This window comes from Streptomyces sp. SCL15-4, assembly GCF_033366695.1.
In the GTDB taxonomy this organism is placed as follows: Bacteria; Actinomycetota; Actinomycetes; order Streptomycetales; family Streptomycetaceae; genus Streptomyces.
Map to the genome: position 1 here is coordinate 2258662 of NZ_JAOBTQ010000001.1, position 21352 is coordinate 2280013.

Consider the following 21352-nt stretch of genomic DNA (forward strand, 5'->3'; position numbering starts at 1 on the left):
AAGTCCTGGCGATCCGTCGCCCGGCCCCGGTGTCAGATGCCTTTGTCGAGGAAGTCGAACAGCTCGTCGTCGCTGGCCGCGTCGAACCGGTCCGCACCCGACGGCTCGCCGTCACCGGCGAGGCCGCCGCCGAGGTGCTTGGCGACGAGTTGCTGCATCCGGCTCAGGACGCGGTCGCGGGCCTGCTCGTCGGGGGCCAGCGTGGCGAGCGCGGACTCCAGTTCGTCCAGGTCGCTCAGCACCCGGTCGGCCAACGTCTCCTCCTCCGGCCGCAGTTCGCCCCACAGGTAGTCGGCGAGCGCGGCCGGTGTCGGGTAGTCGAAGGCCAGCGTGGCGGACAGGCGCAGACCCGTGGCCCGCATCAGCCGGTTGCGCAGCTCCACCGCGCCCAGGGAGTCGAACCCCAGCTCCTTGAAGGTCTGGTGGGCCTGGACGGCGGTCGCCGACGCGTGTCCGAGGACTCCGGCGGCCTGGGCGCAGACCAGGTCGCGCAGTCGCTCCGTCCGCTCCGCCTCGGAGGCCGCCGCCAGCCGCTCGGCCAGCGTGCCGGCGTCCGTGACCGGACCGGTCTCCGCCGGGGCGGCGGACTGCCGTGCGGGCCTGCGGACCAGTTCGCGCAGGATGGCCGGCAGGCTGCCCGCGGCAGCCTGCTCCCGCAGGCTCGCCTCGTTGAGCAGGGCGGGCAGGACGAACGTCTGCCCGGCACGCAGCGCCGCGTCGAACAGTTCGAGCCCCTGCTCCGAGGTCATCTCGGCGAGGCCGATCCCGGAGATGCGGCGCATCGCGACCGTGTCGAGGTGTTCCGTCATCTCGCTGCGTTCGGCCCAGAAGCCCCAGCCGAGGGCCGTTCCGGGCAGCCCGGCCGCCGCACGGTGTGCCGCCAGCGCCTCCAGGAACATGTTGGCCGCCGCGTAGTGCGCCTGCCCGGCGCTCCCGAAGGTGGCCGCCGCTCCCGAGAAGAGGACGAATGCCTTGAGGTGGTGGTGGCGGGTGAGCCGGTGCAGGTTGACCGCGGCGTCGATCTTCGGCCGCAGGACCCGGTCCAGGTGGCCGGGTGTCAGTCCGGTGACCACGGCGTCGTCCAGCACACCGGCCGCGTGGATCACGGCGGACAACGGACGGTCCTCCGGGATCGCCGCCAGCACACCGGCCAGCGCGTCGGCATCCGCCACGTCACAGGCGGCCACCGTGACCTGGGCACCAAGCCCGGTCAGCTCCGACACCAACTCAGGTGCACCAGGGGCCTGTTCGCCACGCCGGCTGGTCAGCAGCAGGTGCCGCACGCCGTGCGCGACGACCAGGTGCCGGGCCACCAGAGCACCCACGGTGCCGGTACCGCCCGTGAGCAGCACGGTCCCGCCCATGTCACCGCCGGCATCCACCGCGGAAGCACGGTGCCGCACCAGCCTCGGCGCGAACAACGCGCCGTCCCGCACCGCCAACTGCGGCTCCCGCTCCAGCGGCAGCGTGGACACCGAGTCCGGCTCGGCGCCGTCGACCAGCCACAGCCGGCCCGGGTGCTCCCGCTGCGCCGAACGCACCAGCCCCCACACCGGCGCCGCCGCAAGGTCCGGCACCTCCTCGCCCGGCCGCACCGCCACCGCACCACGGGTGACGAACACCAGCCGCGACGAGGCCCAACGCTCTTCGCTCAGGAAGCGCTGCACCAGCGCGAGCACCCGCTCGGTGACCGCCCGCGCCTCACCGGCCAAACGTTCCTCCGTCACCTCATCCGCCGCGACGGGGGCCACGACGATGCCGGGCACGGAGTCACCGAGAGCGGCCAGGTCCAGGTCGGCGTTCAGGACCAGGTGGTCGTCACCGGTCGTGGGCGCGGCCGGTACCGGCTGCCACTCCAGCCGGTACAGGCCCTCCTGCCCGGCCCGGAGCTGCTCGGGGCTGACCGCGCGCAGCGCCAGCGAGTCGACGGACACCACCGGCCGGCCGGCCGTGTCGGTCGCCGACAGGGACACCGCGCCCTCACCGGCTTCGGTGATCCGCACGCGCAGCGCCGTCACACCCGAGGACACCAGGGACACGCCCGTCCACGAGAACGGCAGCCTCGGCTCTCCGACACCCTCCGCACCCGGATCGATCAGCACCAGCGCGTGCAAGGCCGCGTCCAGCAGCGCCGGATGCACGGAGAAACCTTCACCACCACCGGACGGCAACCCGACCTCGGCGAACACCTCCCCGGCCCCACGCCACACGGCACGCACACCCTGGAAGAACGGCCCGTAGTCATACCCGGCGGCACCGAACTCCTCATACAGCGCCGAGACGTCCACCGGTTCCGCATCGGCCGGCGGCCACGTCACGGGCGGGAGGACGGGCTCTTCCACGGCCTCGGCGGCCAGGAGACCCCGGGCGTGTACGGTCCACTCCTCGTCGGTACGGGAGCGCACCACCAGCGTCCGGCAACCGTCCTCGTCCGCGCCGCCCACGCTCACGTGGAGCCGTACCTCACCCTGGTCCGGCACCAGCAGCGGCGCCTCCAGCACCAGGTCCCGCACCACGGGGGTGCCGGCTTCCGCTCCGGCGCGCAGGGCCATCTCCACGAAGGCCGTCCCCGGAAGCAACGCCGTACCGAACACCGCGTGCTCGGCCAGCCACGGCTGCGACCGCAACGACACCGACCCCGTCAGCACCACACCATCGGAATCCGGCACCGGCACCAACGCACCCAACAGACCATGCCCGAGCCCCTCCAGCCCCAGCTCGGCCGGATCACCCGAACCGGACGGAACCGGCTCCAGCCAGTACCGCTCGCGCTGGAAGGCGTACGTCGGCAACTCCAGGAAGTCCGCCGTCCGACCCTCAAGACCCCAGTCGATGTCCAGCCCGGCAACGAAGGCTTCCGCCAAAGTCAGCGCGAAACGCCGCTGCTCGTCCTCGTTGCGACGCAGGGTGCCGAGGACGACCGCCTCGACGCCCGCCTCCTCCACACTCTCCTCCACCGACGCCGTCAGCACCGGATGCGCACTCGACTCGACGAACGCAGTGAAACCATCCGCCAGAAGAGCCTTCGTCGCGCCATGGAAGTCGACCGTCTGCCGGAGATTCGTGTACCAGTACTCTCCGTCCAGCTCGGAGCCGTCCATCACCTGACCCGTGACGGAGGAGTAGAACGGCACCCGACCCGCCTGGGGCCGCACGGGCTGGAGGAGTCCCTTCAATTCGTCACGGATCTGCTCGACATGCGCCGAGTGCGACGCGTAGTCGACCGGGATACGCCGGGCCCGCACCCCATCGGCCTCACACCGGGCCAGCAGCGCATCCAGCGCCTCCACATCACCGGACACGACCGTCGTGGCGGGCCCGTTGACCGCAGCCACCGACAACCCCTCACCCAGCAGACCCTGCACCCGCTCGACAGGCAGCGCCACGGACACCATCCCGCCACGCCCCGCCAGCACACCCAACGCACCACTACGCAACGCCACCACCCGCGCCGCGTCCTCCAACGACAACGCACCCGCCACACAAGCGGCAGCGATCTCACCCTGCGAATGACCCACCACAGCCGCCGGCTCCACACCACACGACCGCCACAACTCCGCCAACGACACCATCACCGCGAACAACACCGGCTGCACCACATCCACCCGGTCAAACCCCGGCGCGTCCGCTTCTCCCCGCACCACCGCGGACAACGACCAGTCCACAAACGGAGCCAACGCAGCCTCACACCGCTCCATCGCCCCCGCGAACACGGAAGAGGACTCCCACAGCCCGGCCGCCATCCCCACCCACTGCGACCCCTGACCAGGAAACACGAACACCACACGCCGACCGGCGACACCCACACCCGACACCACACCCGGCGCCACACCACCCGACGCCAACACCTCCAGACCGGCCAGCACCTCACCCCGGTCCCGGCCCACCACCACACCACGGTGCTCGAACACCGACCGCGACCCCACCAACCCCGCCGCCACACCAGCGACATCAACCTCGGGACGCTCAGCCACATACGCACGCAGAACCTCCGCCTGCGCCCGCAACGCCTCCACCGACTTACCGGACACCACCAAAGGCATCACACCGGGCGCGACGACCTCGGGGCCGGAGTCGTCGGGTGTGGTCATGGGCGGCTGCTCGATCAGGACATGCGCGTTGGTGCCGCCCACGCCGAACGCGGACACACCGGCCCGGCGCGGCCGGTCGAGCGCGGGCCACTCCCGCTGCTCGGTCAGCAACTCCACCGCACCCGCCGACCAGTCCACGTGCGACGACGGCGCGTCCACATGCAGCGTCTTCGGCAGCACACCGTGCCGCAGCGCCATCACCATCTTGATGACACCACCCACACCCGCCGCCGCCTGCGTGTGACCGACGTTCGACTTGAACGAGCCCAGGAACAGGGGCTCTGCACCGGGCCGTTCCTGACCGTAGGTCGCCAGCAGCGCCTGGGCCTCGATCGGGTCGCCGAGCCGCGTCCCCGTCCCGTGCGCCTCGACCACGTCCACGTCCGCCGGACTCAGCCGCGCGTCCGCCAGCGCCTGCCGGATCACCCGCTGCTGCGACAACCCGTTCGGAGCCGTCAGACCATTGCTCGCACCATCCTGATTGACCGCGCTGCCCCGGACCACGGCCAGCACCGGATGACCCAGCCGCAGAGCGTCCGACAACCGCTCCACCACCAGCACACCCACACCCTCGGCCCAGCCCGTGCCGTCGGCGGCCTCGGCGAACGCCTTGCAGCGGCCGTCCGCCGCCAGCCCCCGCTGCCGGCTGAACTCGATGAAGGGACCGGGGGTCGGCATGACCGTGACTCCGCCGGCCAGGGCCAGGGAGCATTCGCCGCTGCGCAGCGCGCGGACCGCGAGGTGCAGGGTGACCAGGGAGGAGGAGCATCCGGTGTCGACGGTGACGGCCGGGCCTTCCAGGCCGAACGTGTACGACAGCCGGCCCGAGACCACGCTTCCCGTGGTGCCGGTCAGGATGTGGCCCTCGGTCTCGGCCGTGCCCTGGTGCAGGCGGTGGCCGTAGTCCTGGACCATGGCGCCGACGTAGACGCCGGTACGGCTGCCGCGCAGCGACGCCGGGTCGATGCCGGCCCGCTCGAACGCCTCCCACGACGTCTCCAGCAGCAACCGCTGCTGCGGGTCCATCGCCAGCGCCTCACGCGGCGAGATCCCGAAGAACCCGGCGTCGAACTCCGCCGCGTCGTACAGGAATCCGCCCGACCGGGTGTACGACTTGCCCACCGCGTCCGGGTCCGGGTCGTACAGCCCCTCCAGGTCCCAGCCTCGGTCGGCGGGGAAGGCCGATACCGCGTCCGTTCCCGTGACGACCAGCCGCCACAGGTCCTCCGGAGAGCCGACGCCGCCGGGGTAGCGGCATCCGATGCCCACGATCGCCACCGGTTCGGCGTCGGCGTCGGCATCGCCCGGGAGCGTCGGCGCGGAGGGCTCCACCTCTCCGGCCGGGTCCTCGGACAGCCCGAGCAGGCGGGCGCGCACGAACCGGGCGAGGGAGGCGGCCGACGGGTGGTCGAAGACGACCGTGCTCGGCAGCCGCAGCCCCGTCGCCGTGTTCAGCCGGTTCCGCAGCTCGACGGCCATCATCGAGTCGAAGCCCAGCTCACGGAAGGCCCGGTCGGCCTCGACGGCGTCCGGTGCGCTGTGGCCGAGCGCCGCCGCGGCCTGGGTGCGGACCAGGTCCAGCACGGCGAGGTACTGTTCCGCCTCGCTCAGCCCGTCGAGCAGCGCCGAGGAGGCGGTGCCGGCGGTCGATCCCGCCGCCGTGCCGTCCGGCTCGGCCAGCGCCTCCCGTACCTCGGGCAGGTCGGAGAGCAGCGGCGCGGACCGTACGGCGGTGAACTGGGGTGCGAAGACCTCCCAGTCGATGTCGGCGACGATCCTGGTCGGGTCCGTGCCCGCCGTGGCGGAGGCGAGCGCGGCGACCGCCCGGTCCGGGTTCATGACCCGCACGCCCCGGCTGAGGATCCGGTCGCCGACCTCGCCCTCGGCCATTCCGCCGCCGCCCCACAGGCCCCAGGCCACCGACAGGGCGGCCCGTCCGCGGGCCCGGCGCCGCAGGGCGAGCGCGTCGAGGTAGGCGTTGGCCGCCGCGTACGCGCCCTGTCCGCCGCCGCCCCAGACTCCGGCGCCGGAGGAGAAGAGGATGAACGCGTCCAGGTCGGTGTCCCGGAAGACGTCGTCCAGGTGGTGGGCGCCCAGCACCTTCGCCGAGGTGAGTCGGGTCAGCAGGTCCAGGTCGGTTTCGGCGAGCGGCGCGGTCTCGGTCGTACCGGCCGCGTGGACGACCGCGCGGACGGGTTCGCCGTCGGCGGTGACCCGGGCGACGAGCGCGGCGAGCGCGTCCCGGTCGGCGACATCGCAGGCCGCGATGGTGACCCGTGCGCCGAGGGCCGTCAGTTCGGACTCCAGCTCCTCGGCGCCGGGCGCGGAGCGGCCCCGGCGGCTGGTGAGGACCAGGTGCGCGGCGCCGTCGGCCGCGAGGCGGCGGGCGAAGCGGCGGCCGACACCGCCGGTGCCTCCGGTGATCAGGACGGTACCGCGCGGCTGCCACGCCGGGCGGCCGTGCGGTGCCTTGCGGGCGACCCGCACCAGGCGCCGGGCGAAGACCCCGGACGGGCGAAGCGCGAGCTGGTCCTCGCCCTGCTTCCCCGCGAGTACGCCGCACAGCGCGCGCAGCACCCTCGGGTCGGGGGTCTCCGGCAGGTCGGCCAGGCCGCCCCAGCGCTCGGAGTGTTCCAGCGCGGCCACCAGTCCGAGGCCCCACACCTGCGCCTGGTCGGGCCGTACCGTCGTCTCGGCGCCGGGGACCTGGACGGCTCCGCTGGTCAGGCACCACAGGGGCGCGGTCACGGCGGCGTCGCCGAGCGCCTGGATCAGCAGCAGCGCGCGGGCCGGGGCCGCCGTCAGCGTCCGGGCATCCGGGCTCACCGCCTCCGCCGGATCATGCGGTTGAGGCAGGGAGAGCACACCGGCCGGCGTGCCGCCGTCGAGCCCGCCGACCGCCTCGGCGACCCGCCGGGCCAGCCGCTCCCGGTCGTCGTCCGCCGCCACGGTCAGCCGTACGACCCGGGCGCCGGCGGCCGAAAGGGCCTCTTCCACCGGCTCCGCCCACGGGTGGACCGGCTCACCGCCGGAAACGGCCAGCAGCCAGGTCCCGCCGAGCGACACCGCCCGCGCCTCGGACACGGGCCGCCAGTCCACGCGGTAGTGCCAGGCGTCGGTCTCGGAGCGCTCCCGGTTGTCCCGGCGCCAGGGGCCGAGCAGTCCCATGACCTCTTCCAGCCGGTCGGCGTCGTCCACGCCGAGCAGGTCGGCGAGTTCGGCGCGGTCCGCGCGGTCCACGGCCGCCCAGAACCGGCCCTCCTCCGGGTCCCCGGCCGCCGGGGCCACCGCACCGGCCGACCCGTCGAGCCAGTACCGCTCGCGCTGGAAGGCGTACGTCGGCAACTCCAGGAAGTCCGCCGTGCGACCCTCAAGACCCCAGTCGATGTCCAGCCCGGCAACGAAGGCTTCCGACAGGGTCAGCGCGAACCGCCGCTGCTCGTCCTCGTTGCGACGCAGGGTGCCGAGGACGACCGCCTCGACGCCCGCCTCCTCCACACTCTCCTCCACCGACGCCGTCAGCACCGGATGCGCACTCGACTCGACGAACGCAGTGAAACCATCCGCCAGAAGAGCCTTCGTCGCGCCATGGAAATCGACCGTCTGCCGGAGATTCGTGTACCAGTACTCTCCGTCCAGCTCGGAGCCGTCCATCACCTGACCCGTGACGGAGGAGTAGAACGGCACCCGACCCGCCCGAGGCCGCACGGGCTCCAGCAGTTCCAGCAGCTCTTCACGGATCTGCTCGACATGCGCCGAATGCGACGCGTAGTCGACGGGGATACGCCGGGCCCGCACCCCATCGGCCTCACACCGGGCCAGCAGCGCCTCCAGCGCATCGACGTCACCGGACACGACCGTCGTGGCGGGCCCGTTGACCGCAGCCACCGACAACCCCTCACCCAGCAGACCCTGCACCCGCTCGACAGGCAGCGCCACGGACACCATCCCGCCACGCCCCGCCAGCACACCCAACGCCCCACTACGCAACGCCACCACCCGCGCCGCGTCCTCCAACGACAACGCACCCGCCACACAAGCAGCAGCGATCTCACCCTGCGAATGACCCACCACAGCCGCCGGCTCCACACCACACGACCGCCACAACTCCGCCAACGACACCATCACCGCGAACAACACCGGCTGCACCACATCCACCCGGTCAAACCCCGGCGCATCGGCTTCTCCCCGCACCACCGCGGACAACGACCAGTCCACAAACGGAGCCAACGCAGCCTCACACCGCTCCATCGCCCCCGCGAACACCGACGACGACTCCCACAACCCGGCCGCCATCCCCACCCACTGCGACCCCTGACCAGGAAACACGAACACCACACGCCGACCGGCCACACCCACACCCGACACCACACCCGGCGCCACACCACCCGACGCCAACACCTCCAACCCGGCCAGCACCTCACCCCGGTCCCGGCCCACCACCACACCACGGTGCTCGAACACCGACCGCGACCCCACCAACCCCGCCGCCACACCGGCCAGATCCACATCAGGACGCCCGGCCACGAACGCACGCCACGCTTCGGCCTGCGCCCGCAACGCCTCCACCGACCTGCCCGAGATCACCCAGGGAAGCAGCCCCTGGGACGCGACGGAGGAAGCCACCTCCGGCTCGGGACCCTGCTCCACGATCACATGGGCGTTGGTCCCGCTCATGCCGAAGGAGGAGACGGCGGCCCGGCGCGGTCGCTCGAGCGCGGGCCAGTCCCGCTGCTCGGTCAGCAACTCCACCGCACCCGCCGACCAGTCCACGTGCGACGACGGCGCGTCCACATGCAGCGTCTTCGGCAGCACACCGTGCCGCAGCGCCATCACCATCTTGATGACACCACCCACACCCGCCGCCGCCTGCGTGTGACCGACGTTCGACTTCAACGATCCCAGGAAAAGCGGCTGTTCCTCCGGCCGTTCCTGTCCGTAGGAGGCGATGAGGGCCTGGGCCTCGATCGGGTCGCCGAGCCGCGTCCCCGTCCCGTGCGCCTCGACCACGTCCACGTCCGCCGGACTCAGCCGCGCGTCCGCCAGCGCCTGTCGGATCACCCGCTGCTGCGACAACCCGTTCGGAGCCGTCAGACCATTGCTCGCACCATCCTGATTGACCGCGCTGCCCCGGACCACGGCCAGCACCGGATGACCCAGCCGCAGAGCGTCCGACAACCGCTCCACCACCAGCACACCCACACCCTCGGCCCAGCCGGTACCGTCCGCACCCTCGGCGAACGCCTTGCACCGCCCGTCCGCCGCCAGCCCCCGCTGCCGGCTGAACTCCACGAACAGACCGGGCGACGACATCACCGTGGCACCGCCCGCCAACGCCATCGAGCACTCACCGCGCCGCAGCGCCTGCACCGCCAGATGCAGCGCCACCAACGACGACGAACACGCCGTGTCCACCGTCACCGCCGGCCCCTCCAGACCGAACGTGTACGACAACCGGCCGGCGGTGACGCTGCCGTGTGTGCCGGTGAGCAGGTAGCCCTCGCTCTCGGGGGTGGCATCGGCGAGGCGGGGGCCGTACTCCTGGACCATGGCGCCGACGTACACGCCGGTACGGCTGCCGCGCAGCGACGCCGGGTCGATGCCCGACCGCTCGAACGCCTCCCACGACGTCTCCAGCAGCAACCGCTGCTGCGGGTCCATCGCCAGCGCCTCACGCGGCGAGATCCCGAAGAATCCCGCGTCGAACTCCGCCGCCTCGTAAAGGAATCCACCCGACCGCGAGTACGACTTGCCCACCGCGTCCGGGTCCGGGTCGTACAGCCCCTCCACGTCCCAGCCACGGTCCGTCGGCCACGACGACACGGCGTCCGCACCCGACACCACCAACCGCCACAGATCCTCCGGCGAACCCACACCACCCGGGAACCTGCACCCCATCCCCACGATCGCCACCGGCTCGGTGTCGGCGTCGGAATCGCTCGTGGGGACCGGCTGGGCGGTCTGCTGGTCGGCCGGGGACAGGCCGAGGAGTTCGGCGCGCAGGAACCGGGCGAGGGCGGCGGCCGACGGGTGGTCGAAGACGACCGTGCTCGGCAGCCGCAGCTCCGTCGCCGTGTTCAGCCGGTTGCGCAGCTCGACGGCCATCATCGAGTCGAAGCCCAGCTCGCGGAAGGACGCTTCGACGTCGATCTCGTCGGTACCGTCCGTGCCGAGCACGATGCCGAGGTGGGTGCGGACCAGGTCCAGGGCCGCTTCCTGGCTCGCCTTCTCGCCGAGCGCGGCCCACCGCTCGCGCAGCGGTGCCTCTTCGGTGGCGGTGTCGTCGTCGGCCTCCGGGGCGGGCGCCAGCGCGTCGGGCGCGGTCGGTGCGGTGCGGGTGGCGGCCGGTGCGTCCAGCCAGAACCGGCGGCGCTGGAAGGCGTAGGTGGGCAGGTCGACGCGGCGGGCGCCGGTGCCGGTGTAGGCCGTGGACCAGTCGACGGCGACACCGTGTACGGAGGCCTCGGCCAGGGCCGTGAGCATCCGGTCGAGTCCGCCCTCGCCGCGCCGCAGCGAGCCCACGACGAGGCCCTTGCCGGAGGCGGCCTCCTCCACGGTCTCCTGGATGCCGGCGGCGAGGATCGGGTGCGGGCTGACCTCGATGAACGTCTCGTGGCCGGCCTCGGCGAGGGCCCGTACGGCGGGTTCGAAGCCGACGGTGCGCCGTGAGTTGCGGTACCAGTACTGGGCGTCGAGTCCGGCGGTGTCCAGCCAGCGGCCCTCGACGGTCGAGTAGAACGGCACCTCGGCGGACCTGGGGGTCACGGTGCCGAGCAGGTCCAGCAGGGGTTCGCGGATCCGCTCGACGTGCGCGGAGTGGCCGGCGCAGTCGATGGGCAGCAGGCGGACGCGGATGTCCCGGTTCTCGCACCGGGCGATCAGCTCGTGTAGGGCGGGGACGTCGCCGGAGACGGTGACGGCGCGGGGGCCGTTGATGGCGGCGATGGACAGCCGGTCCGCCCACGGGGTGAGGAGGTCCGCCACCTCGGCGGCGGGCAGCGCGATCGAGGCCATGCCGCCGGTGCCGGCCAGCAGCGCGAACGCCTTGCTGCGCAGCGCGACCACGCGGGCCGCCTCCTCCAGGGAGAACGCACCGGCCACGTGGGCGGCGGCGATCTCGCCCTGCGAGTGGCCGACGACGGCTCCGGGTTCGACGCCGTGCGAGCGCCACAGCGCGGCGAGGGAGACCATCACCGCGAACAGCACCGGGTGGACGACGTCGAGGCGGTCGAGGGACAGCTCGGGGTCGGTCTCGCTGCCGCCGCGCAGCACGTGCGTGAGCGACCAGGGGACATGCGGGGCGAGTGCCTGTTCGCAGCGCCGGATGTGTTCGGCGAAGACCGGCGAGGTGTCCATGAGGCCGACGGCCATGCCGGCCCACTGGGATCCCTGGCCGGGGAAGACGAAGACGGGTCGGTCCGTCGTACGGGAGGCGACGCCCTGGACGAGTCCGGTGGCGGGACGGCCGGCGGCCAGGTCGGTCAGGCGGGCGCGGAAGTCCTCGGTGGTGTCGCCGAGGAGGACGGCGCGGTGCGGGAAGGCGGTACGGGTGGTGGCCAGGGAGTGGCCGACGCGCACCGGGGACACGGTGTCGTCCAGCCGGTCGAGCAGCGCCCGGGCCTGCCCGCGCAGGGCCGCCTCGGTCTTGGCGGAGATCAGCCACGGTACGGGTGCGGAAGCGCTTTCGGCGGAGTCGGTCCCGGCGGAACCGGTCGCGGCGGAGGCGGAGGCGGAGTCGGTCGCGGACCGGCCCGGGGCCGGTTCGCCGGAGGCGGTGTCGGCCTCTGTGTTCTCTCGGTTCTCTCGCCAGTCCTCCAGGACCACGTGGCAGTTGGTGCCGCCGACGCCGAAGGAGCTGACGCCGGCGATCAGCGGGCCGTCGCCGCCCGGCCAGGGCCCGTTCTCGGTGCGGACCTTCAGCCGCAGCTCGGTCAGCGGGATGTCCGGGTTGGGGGTGCGGAAGTGGAGGCTCGGGGGGAGTTCCCGGTGTTTGAGGGCGAGCGCGGTCTTGAGGAGACCGGCGATGCCGGCGGCGCCTTCCAGGTGGCCGATGTTGGTCTTGACCGAGCCGACGAGCAGCGGGGCCTCGGCCGGTCGGCCGGCGCCGAGCACCTCGCCGAGCGCGGCGGCCTCGATCGGGTCGCCGACCCGGGTGCCGGTGCCGTGCAGTTCGACGTACCGGACGTCCGCGGGGCGCACTCCGGCGTTGCGGTAGGCGCGGCGCAGCAGGTCGGCCTGGGCCTCGCGGCTGGGGCTGGCGAGGCTGTCGCCGCCGCCGTCGTTGTTGACGGCGCTGCCCCGGATCAGGCAGTGGACGCGGTCGCCGTCGGCGAGCGCGTCGGACAGCCGCTTCAGGACGACGAGGCCGCCGCCCTCGCCGCGCACGATGCCGCCCGCGCGGCTGTCGAAGGTGAAGCAGCGGCCCTCGGACGAGAGGGCGCCGAACTCGGCGACGGTCAGGGCGCTTTCGGGGACGAGGTCCAGGTTGACGCCGCCGGCGAGGGCGACGCGGGTCTCACCGCCGCGCAGGCTCTCGCAGGCCAGGTGGACGGCGGTGAGGGAGGAGGACTGGCCGCTGTCCACGGTCATGCTGGGTCCGCGCAGGCCGAGGACGTAGGAGAGGCGGTTGGCGATGATGCCGCGCTGCAGGCCGGTGAGGGTGTGCGGGGTGATGCCGGTGGTGCCCCGGCGGCGGGCCAGCGTGGCGTAGTCGTCCCAGATCGCGCCGACGAAGACGCCCGTGTCGGTGCCGCGCAGCGACTCCGGGAGGATTCCGGCGTCCTCCAGCGCCTCCCAGCCGAGTTCCAGCGTGATCCGCTGCTGCGGGTCCATCGCGGTGGCCTCGCGCGGGGAGATGCCGAAGAAGGCCGCGTCGAACCGGTCCACGTCGTCGAGGAAGCCGCCCCACCGGGTGCCCGCGCCGGGCGTGTCCGTCGTCTCGCCGGTGTACTCCGCCGCGTCCCAGCGGTCGGCGGGAACCTCCCGGACGGCGTCGACTCCGTCGCGCAGGAGCCGGGCGAACGCGTCGGGGCCGGACGCCTGGGGCAGCCGGCAGGCCATGCCCACGACGGCGATGGCCTCGGCCGGCGAAGCGGCCGGGGAGGCGGCCCCGGTGTCGGTGGCGGCGTCCGCCGGCGTGTCGGCGGAGGTGTCGGCGGAGGTGTCGGACGTGAGCCGGGCGCGGGCCTGGGAGGAATCTCGCATGATGCTGCAAACCTTCGGGGCAGGGCGGTCCAAGACGGGTGAACGGGCGGTTCCGTCCCGGCTACGCGGGGTCGGCGAGCGCGGACTCGGGGGACGCGGACGCGGCGGACGCGGCGGACGCGGGAGCGCCGGCCGTGGTCTCGTCGGACGCGGACGTGAACGTGGTCTTGGTGAACGCGGTCGCGTAGTCGACGTGCGCGATGGGCGCGCCGACCAGGTCGTAGGGCACGTCCAGGGCGTCGGCCAGTTCCAGGGCGTGCGGCGCGACGTCGGCGCAGATCCGGTCGAGCAGGCCGGGCAGGGCGACGGCCTCCTCGGCGGTGATCAGGCCCTCGGCGAGGTACCAGCCGCTGTGCGCGGAGATCTCGCCCAGCAGGTGCAGGGAGCACAGGTCGAGGGCGGCGCGCCGGGCCCCGGCGTCGGGCAGGGCGTCGGTCTCGGCGCGGACCAGGTCGACCAGCAGGCGCAGGGCGTGTGCCTCGGCGAGCTGTTCGGCCAGGTCGAAGCGGTCGTTCCAGACGTCGAACTCGCCGAGTCCGGCGGCCCGGGCGGCGCCGAGTTCGGCGACCAGGCGTTCGTGCAGGCGCCGTTCCCGGGTGCCGGCCAGCGCCCGCCACCGCGCCGGGTCGCGCAGGTCGAGTCCCTCGGTCGCGGCGGACTCGTCGGCGGGCGCCTCGTAGTCGAAGCCGAGGGCCATGGTCCAGGCGGCGTTGAGGTGGAGGACCTGGGTGCTCAGTCCGGCGGCGTTGAAGGCGTGGGCGAGGCCCTGGTAGTCCAGGAAGCGGTTGCTCGGGCTGAAGCCGAGGACGCCGGAGGCGGCGCGGGTGTCGGCGGTGACGCGTTCGGCGATCCGGTCGATCTCCGCCTTGAGGGTGAACAGGGTGCGGATCTCGCCGGCGCTGCGGCCGACCGGCTCGGGGCCGGAGAAGGACTTCGCGGCCATGGCGGACACATAGGCGCCGGCCAGGGCGCCGAACAGGGTGCGCTGCTGGTTGCGGTAGCGGATGACCGGCATGGGGTCGGCGAATCCGGCGAAGGTGCCGTTGGTGTGCCGGGCGTGGGCGTGCCGTACGGCGACGGCGGCCGAGGCCCGGGTGACGGCGGCGAGGCCGACGGCGGCCACCTCCCAGACGTACCGGATCAGCCGGGAGGCCTGCCGGGAGCGCATCGCGGGGGTGCTGAGGGTGTCGGTGAAGGTGCCGTCCTCGGCGATCGAGGCGGAGTCCCGCAGCCAGTTACGGAAGGGGACGCGTACGCCGTGGAAGGAGACGGTCGCCCAGTCGAGGGGGAGGATGGGGGCCGAGTCCTGCGGTTCGATCACCACGCCCGGGCAGGGGCCGGTGGTGTCCCGGAGGGGGACGATGAAGCAGAACAGGCCGCGGTCCTCGCCGCCGACGACGAGCTTGGCGGTGACGATGCCGAGCCGGGCGAGGCCCGGACACGCCACGCTCGGCGGGTACTTGACGGCCTCGGGGCCGGGGGTGGTGAGGACGAACTCGCGGGTGTCCGGGTCGTAGACGGCCTCGGTGCGCACGGCGGCGTTGCTGTTGCCGTGGCCGAGTTCGGTCATCAGCAGGGCGCCCACCGTCTCGGTGGACGCGAGCCGGGCCAGGATGTCGTCGAGGTCGTCGCGGCCCGCGCCGAACTCCAGCAGGGCGCCGACCGTCGTGCAGTGGTGCAGGAAGAAGGCGTAGAAGAGGGAGGGGTCGGCGAGGGCGACCCATTCCAGCAGCGGGAAGAGCAGGTCGCGCTGGGTCAACAGCGGTGTGCTGGTGTCGAGTTGCTCGTTGATGTGCCGCAGCCGCTGGTAGGTGAGCGCGTGGCGGTCCTGGTCGGCCAGGCCGGACGGTCTGGCGAACAGCTCCGGCGCGAAGATCTCGGTCAGTCGCGGCAGCGCCTCGCGGTAGGAGTCGCCGTGCACGAGCGAGGACAGGGTGTCGCGCGGTGAGGTGCCTGGTGCCATGGTGGTGGTTCCCCTGTTCCGTCTTCGTCCGTCGGTGTGTGAAGGCGTGGGCGCGCGGGCGCGCGCCGCCGCACGGGCACGGCGGGCGGCGGTCGGGGCCGCGGCGGCCGTGTCCGGGCACGCGGCGGCACGGCGGCCGGCCCGCGGGCGGTGGTGAGCGAGGCTGAGGTGAGGGTGGACAGGCGGGAGCCGCGGAACCGTTCCGTGGACCCCGGGGTGGGTCAGTGGTGCGGGTGCGGGGACGTCCCGGTCCGCGTCCGAGGGGCTTCGTCCGGACGTGCGGTCCGGGTGCGGAGTCCGCGGATCAGGAGTGCGGCCGCGCCGGGCCGCGCCTCGCGGGTGAGGTGCGATGGGGCACCGGCGGAGCGGTGCCGATGATGCGTCGGCTTGCGCCCGATTCCCTGCGGTTGACCGAGGCGGGCTCGCACGGGGCTCACGTGCGCCGGACGCGGCACGGCGACGGGGTCGCCGGCGGCGGAGAGGGGCGGCACGGAGGGCCCGGGGGCGCTGCCGTCGGTCTGCGGGTGGTGGTCGGGCGGGAGGGCGGTGCCGCGCCGGACGGCGCGGCGGTGGATCGGGGCGGAGGGTGCGCGGTCCTCCGGGCGGAACGGGTGCCGGCGGGCCTCGGCGAGGCCGGTTCCGGTGTCGTCCGCGGTGGCCTGGTGTGCGGCCGGGCCGGGCGTGCCGGTGTGGGCTAACGACGGGCGGAGGGCGGAGGGCGCGGTCCGGACGGCCGGGCCGGCCTCCTCGGCCGGTGCCGCCGGGTGACTCGGGGCGGCCGCGCGGAGAGCGGTGGCGCGTTCACCTGGCCCGCCCCCCGGGAGCACCCGGGCACAACTGTTCTCCGCACCGTCAGGCACGTCGCCTATCCCCCTTAGACACGTTGCTCTGCAGCCGTTCGCAGCTTTCAGCCACGATGCGTAGGCATTTCGCCACGGCCGATCAATACCTATCACGGCACCGGACGGGCCGCCTCCAGAACAAGAGTGTCGAAGATCACTCGCGGCAAACCGATCGGCTGTTGGTAGCCTCACCACACCAACTGGGCGGCCGACAGGGCCGATTCGAGTGGGTTGCGCGTGAAGCCGCAGCCGGACAAGGATCAACTCCTTGTGAGCCAACATTTCGATGTCGTTGTTCTAGGAGCGGGCCCGGGCGGCTACACCGCCGCGGTTCGCAGCGCGCAACTCGGCCTGTCCACCGCGGTGGTGGAGGAGCGGTACTGGGGAGGTGTCTGCCTCAACGTCGGCTGCATTCCTTCCAAGGCACTGCTGCGCAACGCCGAGATGGTGCAGTTCGTCACGAACGAGGCCAAGGCGTACGGGATCGCCGTGGGCGACAACGTGTCCGCGGACTACCGGGTCGCGCACGAGCGCAGCCGCATGGTCGCCGACGGCCGGGTCAAGGGCGTTCACTACCTGATGAAGAAGAACGCCATCACCCAGTTCGAGGGACGGGGTGTCTTCACCGACGACCACACGCTGACGGTGACCCACCCGGACGGGCACAAGGAGACGGTGACTTTCGGCCACTGCATCATCGCCGCCGGTGCCACTCCCCGGCTGCTGCCCGGCACCTCCCTGTCGGACCGCGTGGTCACCTACGAGAGCCAGATCCTCAGCGAGACGCTGCCGGACAGCATCGTCATCGCGGGCGCCGGCGCCATCGGTGTGGAATTCGCCTATGTGCTGCGCAGCTACGGCGTGGACGTCACCATTGTGGAGTTCCTCGACCGCATGGTCCCGCTGGAGGACGAGGAGATCTCCAAGGAGCTGGCGAAGCACTACCGCAAGCTCGGCATCGAGGTGCTCACCGGCACCGCCGTGCAGAGCATCGACGACTCCGGCCCGCGGGTCCGGGTGACCGTCGACAAGAACGGCGAGCGCCGGACCCTGGAGACCGACAAGGTGCTCCAGGCCATCGGTTTCGCACCGAACGTGCGGGGCTACGGCCTGGAGAACACCGGGGTACGCCTCACCGAGCGCGGCGCCATCGACGTCGACGGACGGTGCCGCACCAGCGTGCCGCACATCTTCGCGATCGGTGACGTCACCGCCAAGCTGATGCTGGCGCACGCCGCCGAGTCCATGGGTGTCGTGGCGGCGGAGACCATTGCCGACGCGGAGACCATGGAGCTGGACTACACCATGATTCCGCGGGCCACCTACTGCCAGCCGCAGGTGGCCAGCTTCGGCTGGACGGAGGCCCAGGCCCGCGAGCGGGGCTACGACGTCCAGGTGGCCAAGTTCCCCTTCACCGCCAACGGCAAGGCGCACGGCCTGGGCCACCCCGTCGGCTTCGTGAAGATCATCAGCGACGGCACGCACGGTGAGCTGCTCGGTGCCCACCTCATCGGCCCCGAGGTCACCGAACTCCTCCCGGAGCTGACGCTGGCCCAGCAGTGGGACCTGACGGTCCACGAGGTCGCCCGCAACGTACACGCGCACCCGACGCTCGGCGAGGCGGTCAAGGAGGCCATCCACGGCCTGGCCGGCCACATGATCAACATGTGACCCACCCCCACCCCGGCGGACGCCCCCGCACCACACCGGCGGGCGTCCGCCACACCACACGGCACCTACGGGCCGGCACCGCCCACCACCACCGAGCCGGCGGAACCGAACACCGTCCCGCCGCCCCTCGTACGAACACCTGCCGGCCGACAGCTCGCCCACGAGAGCGTGCAGATGCATGCCGTACGGATCCCGACCCGCCTCGGTGCGCAGGATGGCCACCGCCGTGTCGGCGGGCCGGCTGGTCGGCGGCCAGGATGTGCATGCGGCCGTTGCGGACGAACGCGGGCCCGGCGGTGATCGCGTCCAGGGTCCACCGGATCTCACCCACGCGTGATCCGGCCCCGGCCGGACCCGGCACGGGCCCGCCTCCGCGCGGCGTTCAGGGCGTGTAGACGGTGGGCCGGGGCGCGGTGGGCATGTTGGCGCCGAGGAAGAAGCTCGGGTGCGGCGGCTGGTTGTAGGCGGTGTTCTGCCAGGCCAGGGCCGTACGGTACTGGGTGTCGTGGAGCAGCGTGGTGATCCTGGTGCCGGTCTGGTACGGCGTCGAGTAGATCCGCAGGGCCCGGTTGTCGGCGGTCCGCCAGACGACCTCCTCGCGCCAGTCGCCGAGGAGGTCCCCGGACAGCGCGGGTGTGGACTTGGTGCCGTTGTTCGAGGAGACGCCGGAGCCGGTCAGCAGGCGGGTGTCGCCGGAGGTGCCGTACTTGTCGATGTGGGTGCCGTCGAGGAGTTCGCGGACGGTGTCGCCGTCCCACCACGACAGGAAGTTGACGCTGGACGGTTCCCGGCCGAGGGAGGCGCCGGTCGCGGAGCGCAGGGTGGTGTCGGAGGCCGACCACGCCTCGGCGCCCGGACTGCCGGCGTAGATGTCACCGGCGACGCCCCGGCCGTTGTCGGAGCCCGAGGCGGTCTGCCACAGGATCTGACCGGTGCGCGCGTCGGCCATCCAGGAGCCCGGCTTGCCCGAGTCCTCGTCCACCTTGAAGTACTCCAGGCCCGGCCGGGAGGGATCGAGGTCGCCGAGGTGCGCCGCGTCGCCGTGACCCATCCGGGTGGTCCACAGGCCGGCGCCGTTGTCGTCCACGGTCATCGCGCCGTAGACGATCTCGTCCTTGCCGTCGCCGTCCACGTCCGCGACGGACAGCGCGTGGTTGCCCTGACCGTCGTATCCCTTGCCGGAGTTGGTGGAGGAGTTGGTGTCGAAGGTCCAGCGGCGGGTGAACTGGCCGCCCCGCCAGTCCCAGGCGGCGATGACGGTACGGGTGTAGTAGCCGCGCGCCATGATCAGGGAGGGACGGGCGCCGTCCAGATAGGCGGTGCCGGCGAGGAAGCGGTCGACGCGGTTGCCGTAGGAGTCGCCCCAGGAGGAGACCGTGCCGCGCGCCGGGACGTAGTCGACGCTCTGCATCGCCTTGCCGGTCTGCCCGTTGAACATGGTCAGGTACTCGGGGCCGGACAGGACGTAGCCGCTGGAGTTGCGGTGGTCGGCCGAGGCGTCGCCGATGACCGCGCCGGTGCCGTCCCGGGTGCCGTCGGCGGTCTTCATCGCCACCTCGGCCTTGCCGTCGCCGTCGTAGTCGTACACCTGGAACTGCGTGTAGTGGGCGCCGGAGCGGATGTTGCGGCCCAGGTCGACGCGCCACAGGCGGGTGCCGTCCAGCCGTATGCCGTCGACGTAGGTGTTGCCGGTGTAGCCGGACTGGGAGTTGTCCTTGGCGTTGGTCGGCTGCCACTTCAGGACCAGGTCGAGCCGGCCGTCACCGTCGAGGTCGCCGGCGCTGGCGTCGTTGGCCTCGTAGGTGTACGCCACTCCGTCCGGGGTGGTGCCGCCGGCCGGCGGTGAGATCGGTACGTCGAGATAGCCGGGCCGGAACTGGAGCGCGTGCTCCGAGGCGGCCTGCTCGGTGCCGCCCACCACCGCGCGCACCGTGTAGTCGGCCGAGTCGGGCGCACCGGAGTCGAAGTAGTTCGTCGAGGCGGTCACGGGCGAGGAGTTGAGCTTGGTGCCGCCGCGGTAGACGTTGAACGCCACGTCGTTCGGATCGGTGGCGAGCCAGCGCCAGGACACCAGGTTGCCGCTGCTGGTGTGGACGCTGGTCAGGCCCCGGTCGAGGCGTTCCACCTGCCGGGCGGTCGCCGCGTGCGCGGTCTGCGGCAGTCCGGCGAGCGCGGTGGCGGCCAGCGCGGCGGCGGACAGGCCGACGGTGAGCCGGTGTCCCGTGCTCCGGGAGCGCCGTGGGGTGCGGGCGAGCGGGTGTGCGTCGGTCACGATGACCTCCGGGGGATGACTATGGGAACGCTCCCACGGCGTGTGAGGTTAAAGACGCCCTGATGCCCGGTCAAGGATTCTGTCAGGGTTCGTGTTCGGCAATGTTGAGATCCGTGTTTTTCTCTCGCAACCTGATTGACAGTCAGGAGGGCCGTCGGGAAACTGCGTGATACGCCAGGGATTTCGCGGGAGCGATCCCCGTCGGTCCGCGGCGCGGCACCCGGACTCCCGTACGCCGGCTCGCGCCCCGCTCACCGCCCCCACCCCCCACCTTCCGGGAGCGTTCACACAACCCCTTCGGGCCGCGCCCTGTCCTCACGCCCCGCTCAGGTCGCTCACCCGTCGCTCCCCTGTCGGTCAAGGAGGCCCGCCCTCATGCCCGTTGCGTCCCCGCACGCCCGCACACCGGAAGAGCCCGAGACTCCCGTGAAGACATTACGGACCCTCATCACGACCGTCCTGATGCTGGCCCTGTCGGTCCTGGGCACCGGCTTCGCCTCGGCGGCCGACGGCCCCGGGCCCCGCTGCGCGAGCAGCCACCGCACCACGACGACGTCCACGGCCTCGCCGGTCACGGTCTGGCTGGCCGGCGACTCCACCATGGCCAATCCCAGCGGCCGTTGCCCGGTCGGCTGGGGCAGCCAGTTCGGCACTCTGTTCGACGGCGAGGTGACCGTCAGGAACCAGGCGGTGGCCGGCCGCTCCATCCAGACCTGGCTGTACGAGTCGAACGTGAGCGGCACCATGGGCTCCGACGGCGAGTGCGTCCTCAACTCCACGTCGTACTCGGTCCGTTGGGAGGCGATGCTGGACGCGACCACCGGGATGAAGGCCGGCGACTACCTGTTCATCCAGTTCGGCATCAACGACTCCTCCCGCACCTGCCCCCGGCACGTCGGCACGGCCCGCTACCAGCAGCTGCTGACCACGATGGCGCGAGCCGCACTGGCCCGGGGCGCGCACCCGGTACTGCTCACCCCGGTCGCCGCGATCACCTGTTCCGGCAGCACGGCGACGAAGAACCGCGGCTTCGTCACGGAGACGTACTCCGCCGGAACGGCCACCGGAGCGCCGGTCGTCGACCTCCAGTCGCTCAGCGTCTCGCTCTACAACAGCCTGCGCTTCTGCCCGGACAACGGCGACTACGGCTCGGGCCCCGTGGGTGCCTTCTTCTGCGAGGACCACACCCACTTCGAGACGTACGGCGCCCAGCGCGTCGCGGGCCTGGTGGCGGCCGACGTACGCCGCCAGAACCTGCCGCTGGCCACACACCTGAAGTGACCGCGGGAGGCGTGCCGTCCCGACGGCA

Annotated in this window: 5 protein-coding genes; 2 read left to right on the forward strand and 3 right to left on the reverse strand. The window is 72.5% G+C overall.

Going from position 1 to position 21352, the window contains the following annotated elements; translation table 11 throughout:
- Positions 1-32: 32 nt before the first annotated feature.
- Both SCK26_RS09385 and SCK26_RS09390 read right to left on the reverse strand, forming a co-directional pair.
- Positions 33-13295 (reverse strand): type I polyketide synthase, encoded by a 13263-nt coding sequence (locus SCK26_RS09385; RefSeq protein ID WP_318200825.1) that lies wholly within the window; start codon positions 13293-13295, stop codon positions 33-35.
- Between the two features lie 61 nt (positions 13296-13356).
- A complete protein-coding gene (locus SCK26_RS09390; RefSeq protein ID WP_318200826.1) occupies positions 13357-15258 on the reverse strand; it encodes an acyl-CoA dehydrogenase in 1902 nt (633 codons plus the stop codon).
- 1112 nt (positions 15259-16370) lie between these two features.
- Between SCK26_RS09390 and lpdA the strand changes: the two genes are divergently transcribed.
- Complete coding sequence (lpdA, locus tag SCK26_RS09395) at positions 16371-17771, forward strand: dihydrolipoyl dehydrogenase (protein WP_318200827.1); 1401 nt, start codon at positions 16371-16373, stop codon at positions 17769-17771.
- A gap of 382 nt (positions 17772-18153) precedes the next feature.
- Here the strand turns inward: lpdA and SCK26_RS09405 are convergent, their stop codons facing one another.
- Positions 18154-20043: a rhamnogalacturonan lyase gene (locus SCK26_RS09405; RefSeq protein ID WP_412080727.1), complete on the reverse strand. Its 1890-nt coding sequence runs from the start codon at positions 20041-20043 to the stop codon at positions 18154-18156.
- Positions 20044-20418: 375 nt separating this feature from the next.
- Between SCK26_RS09405 and SCK26_RS09410 the strand changes: the two genes are divergently transcribed.
- Complete coding sequence (locus SCK26_RS09410) at positions 20419-21324, forward strand: SGNH/GDSL hydrolase family protein (RefSeq protein ID WP_318200828.1); 906 nt, start codon at positions 20419-20421, stop codon at positions 21322-21324.
- Positions 21325-21352 lie beyond the last annotated feature (28 nt).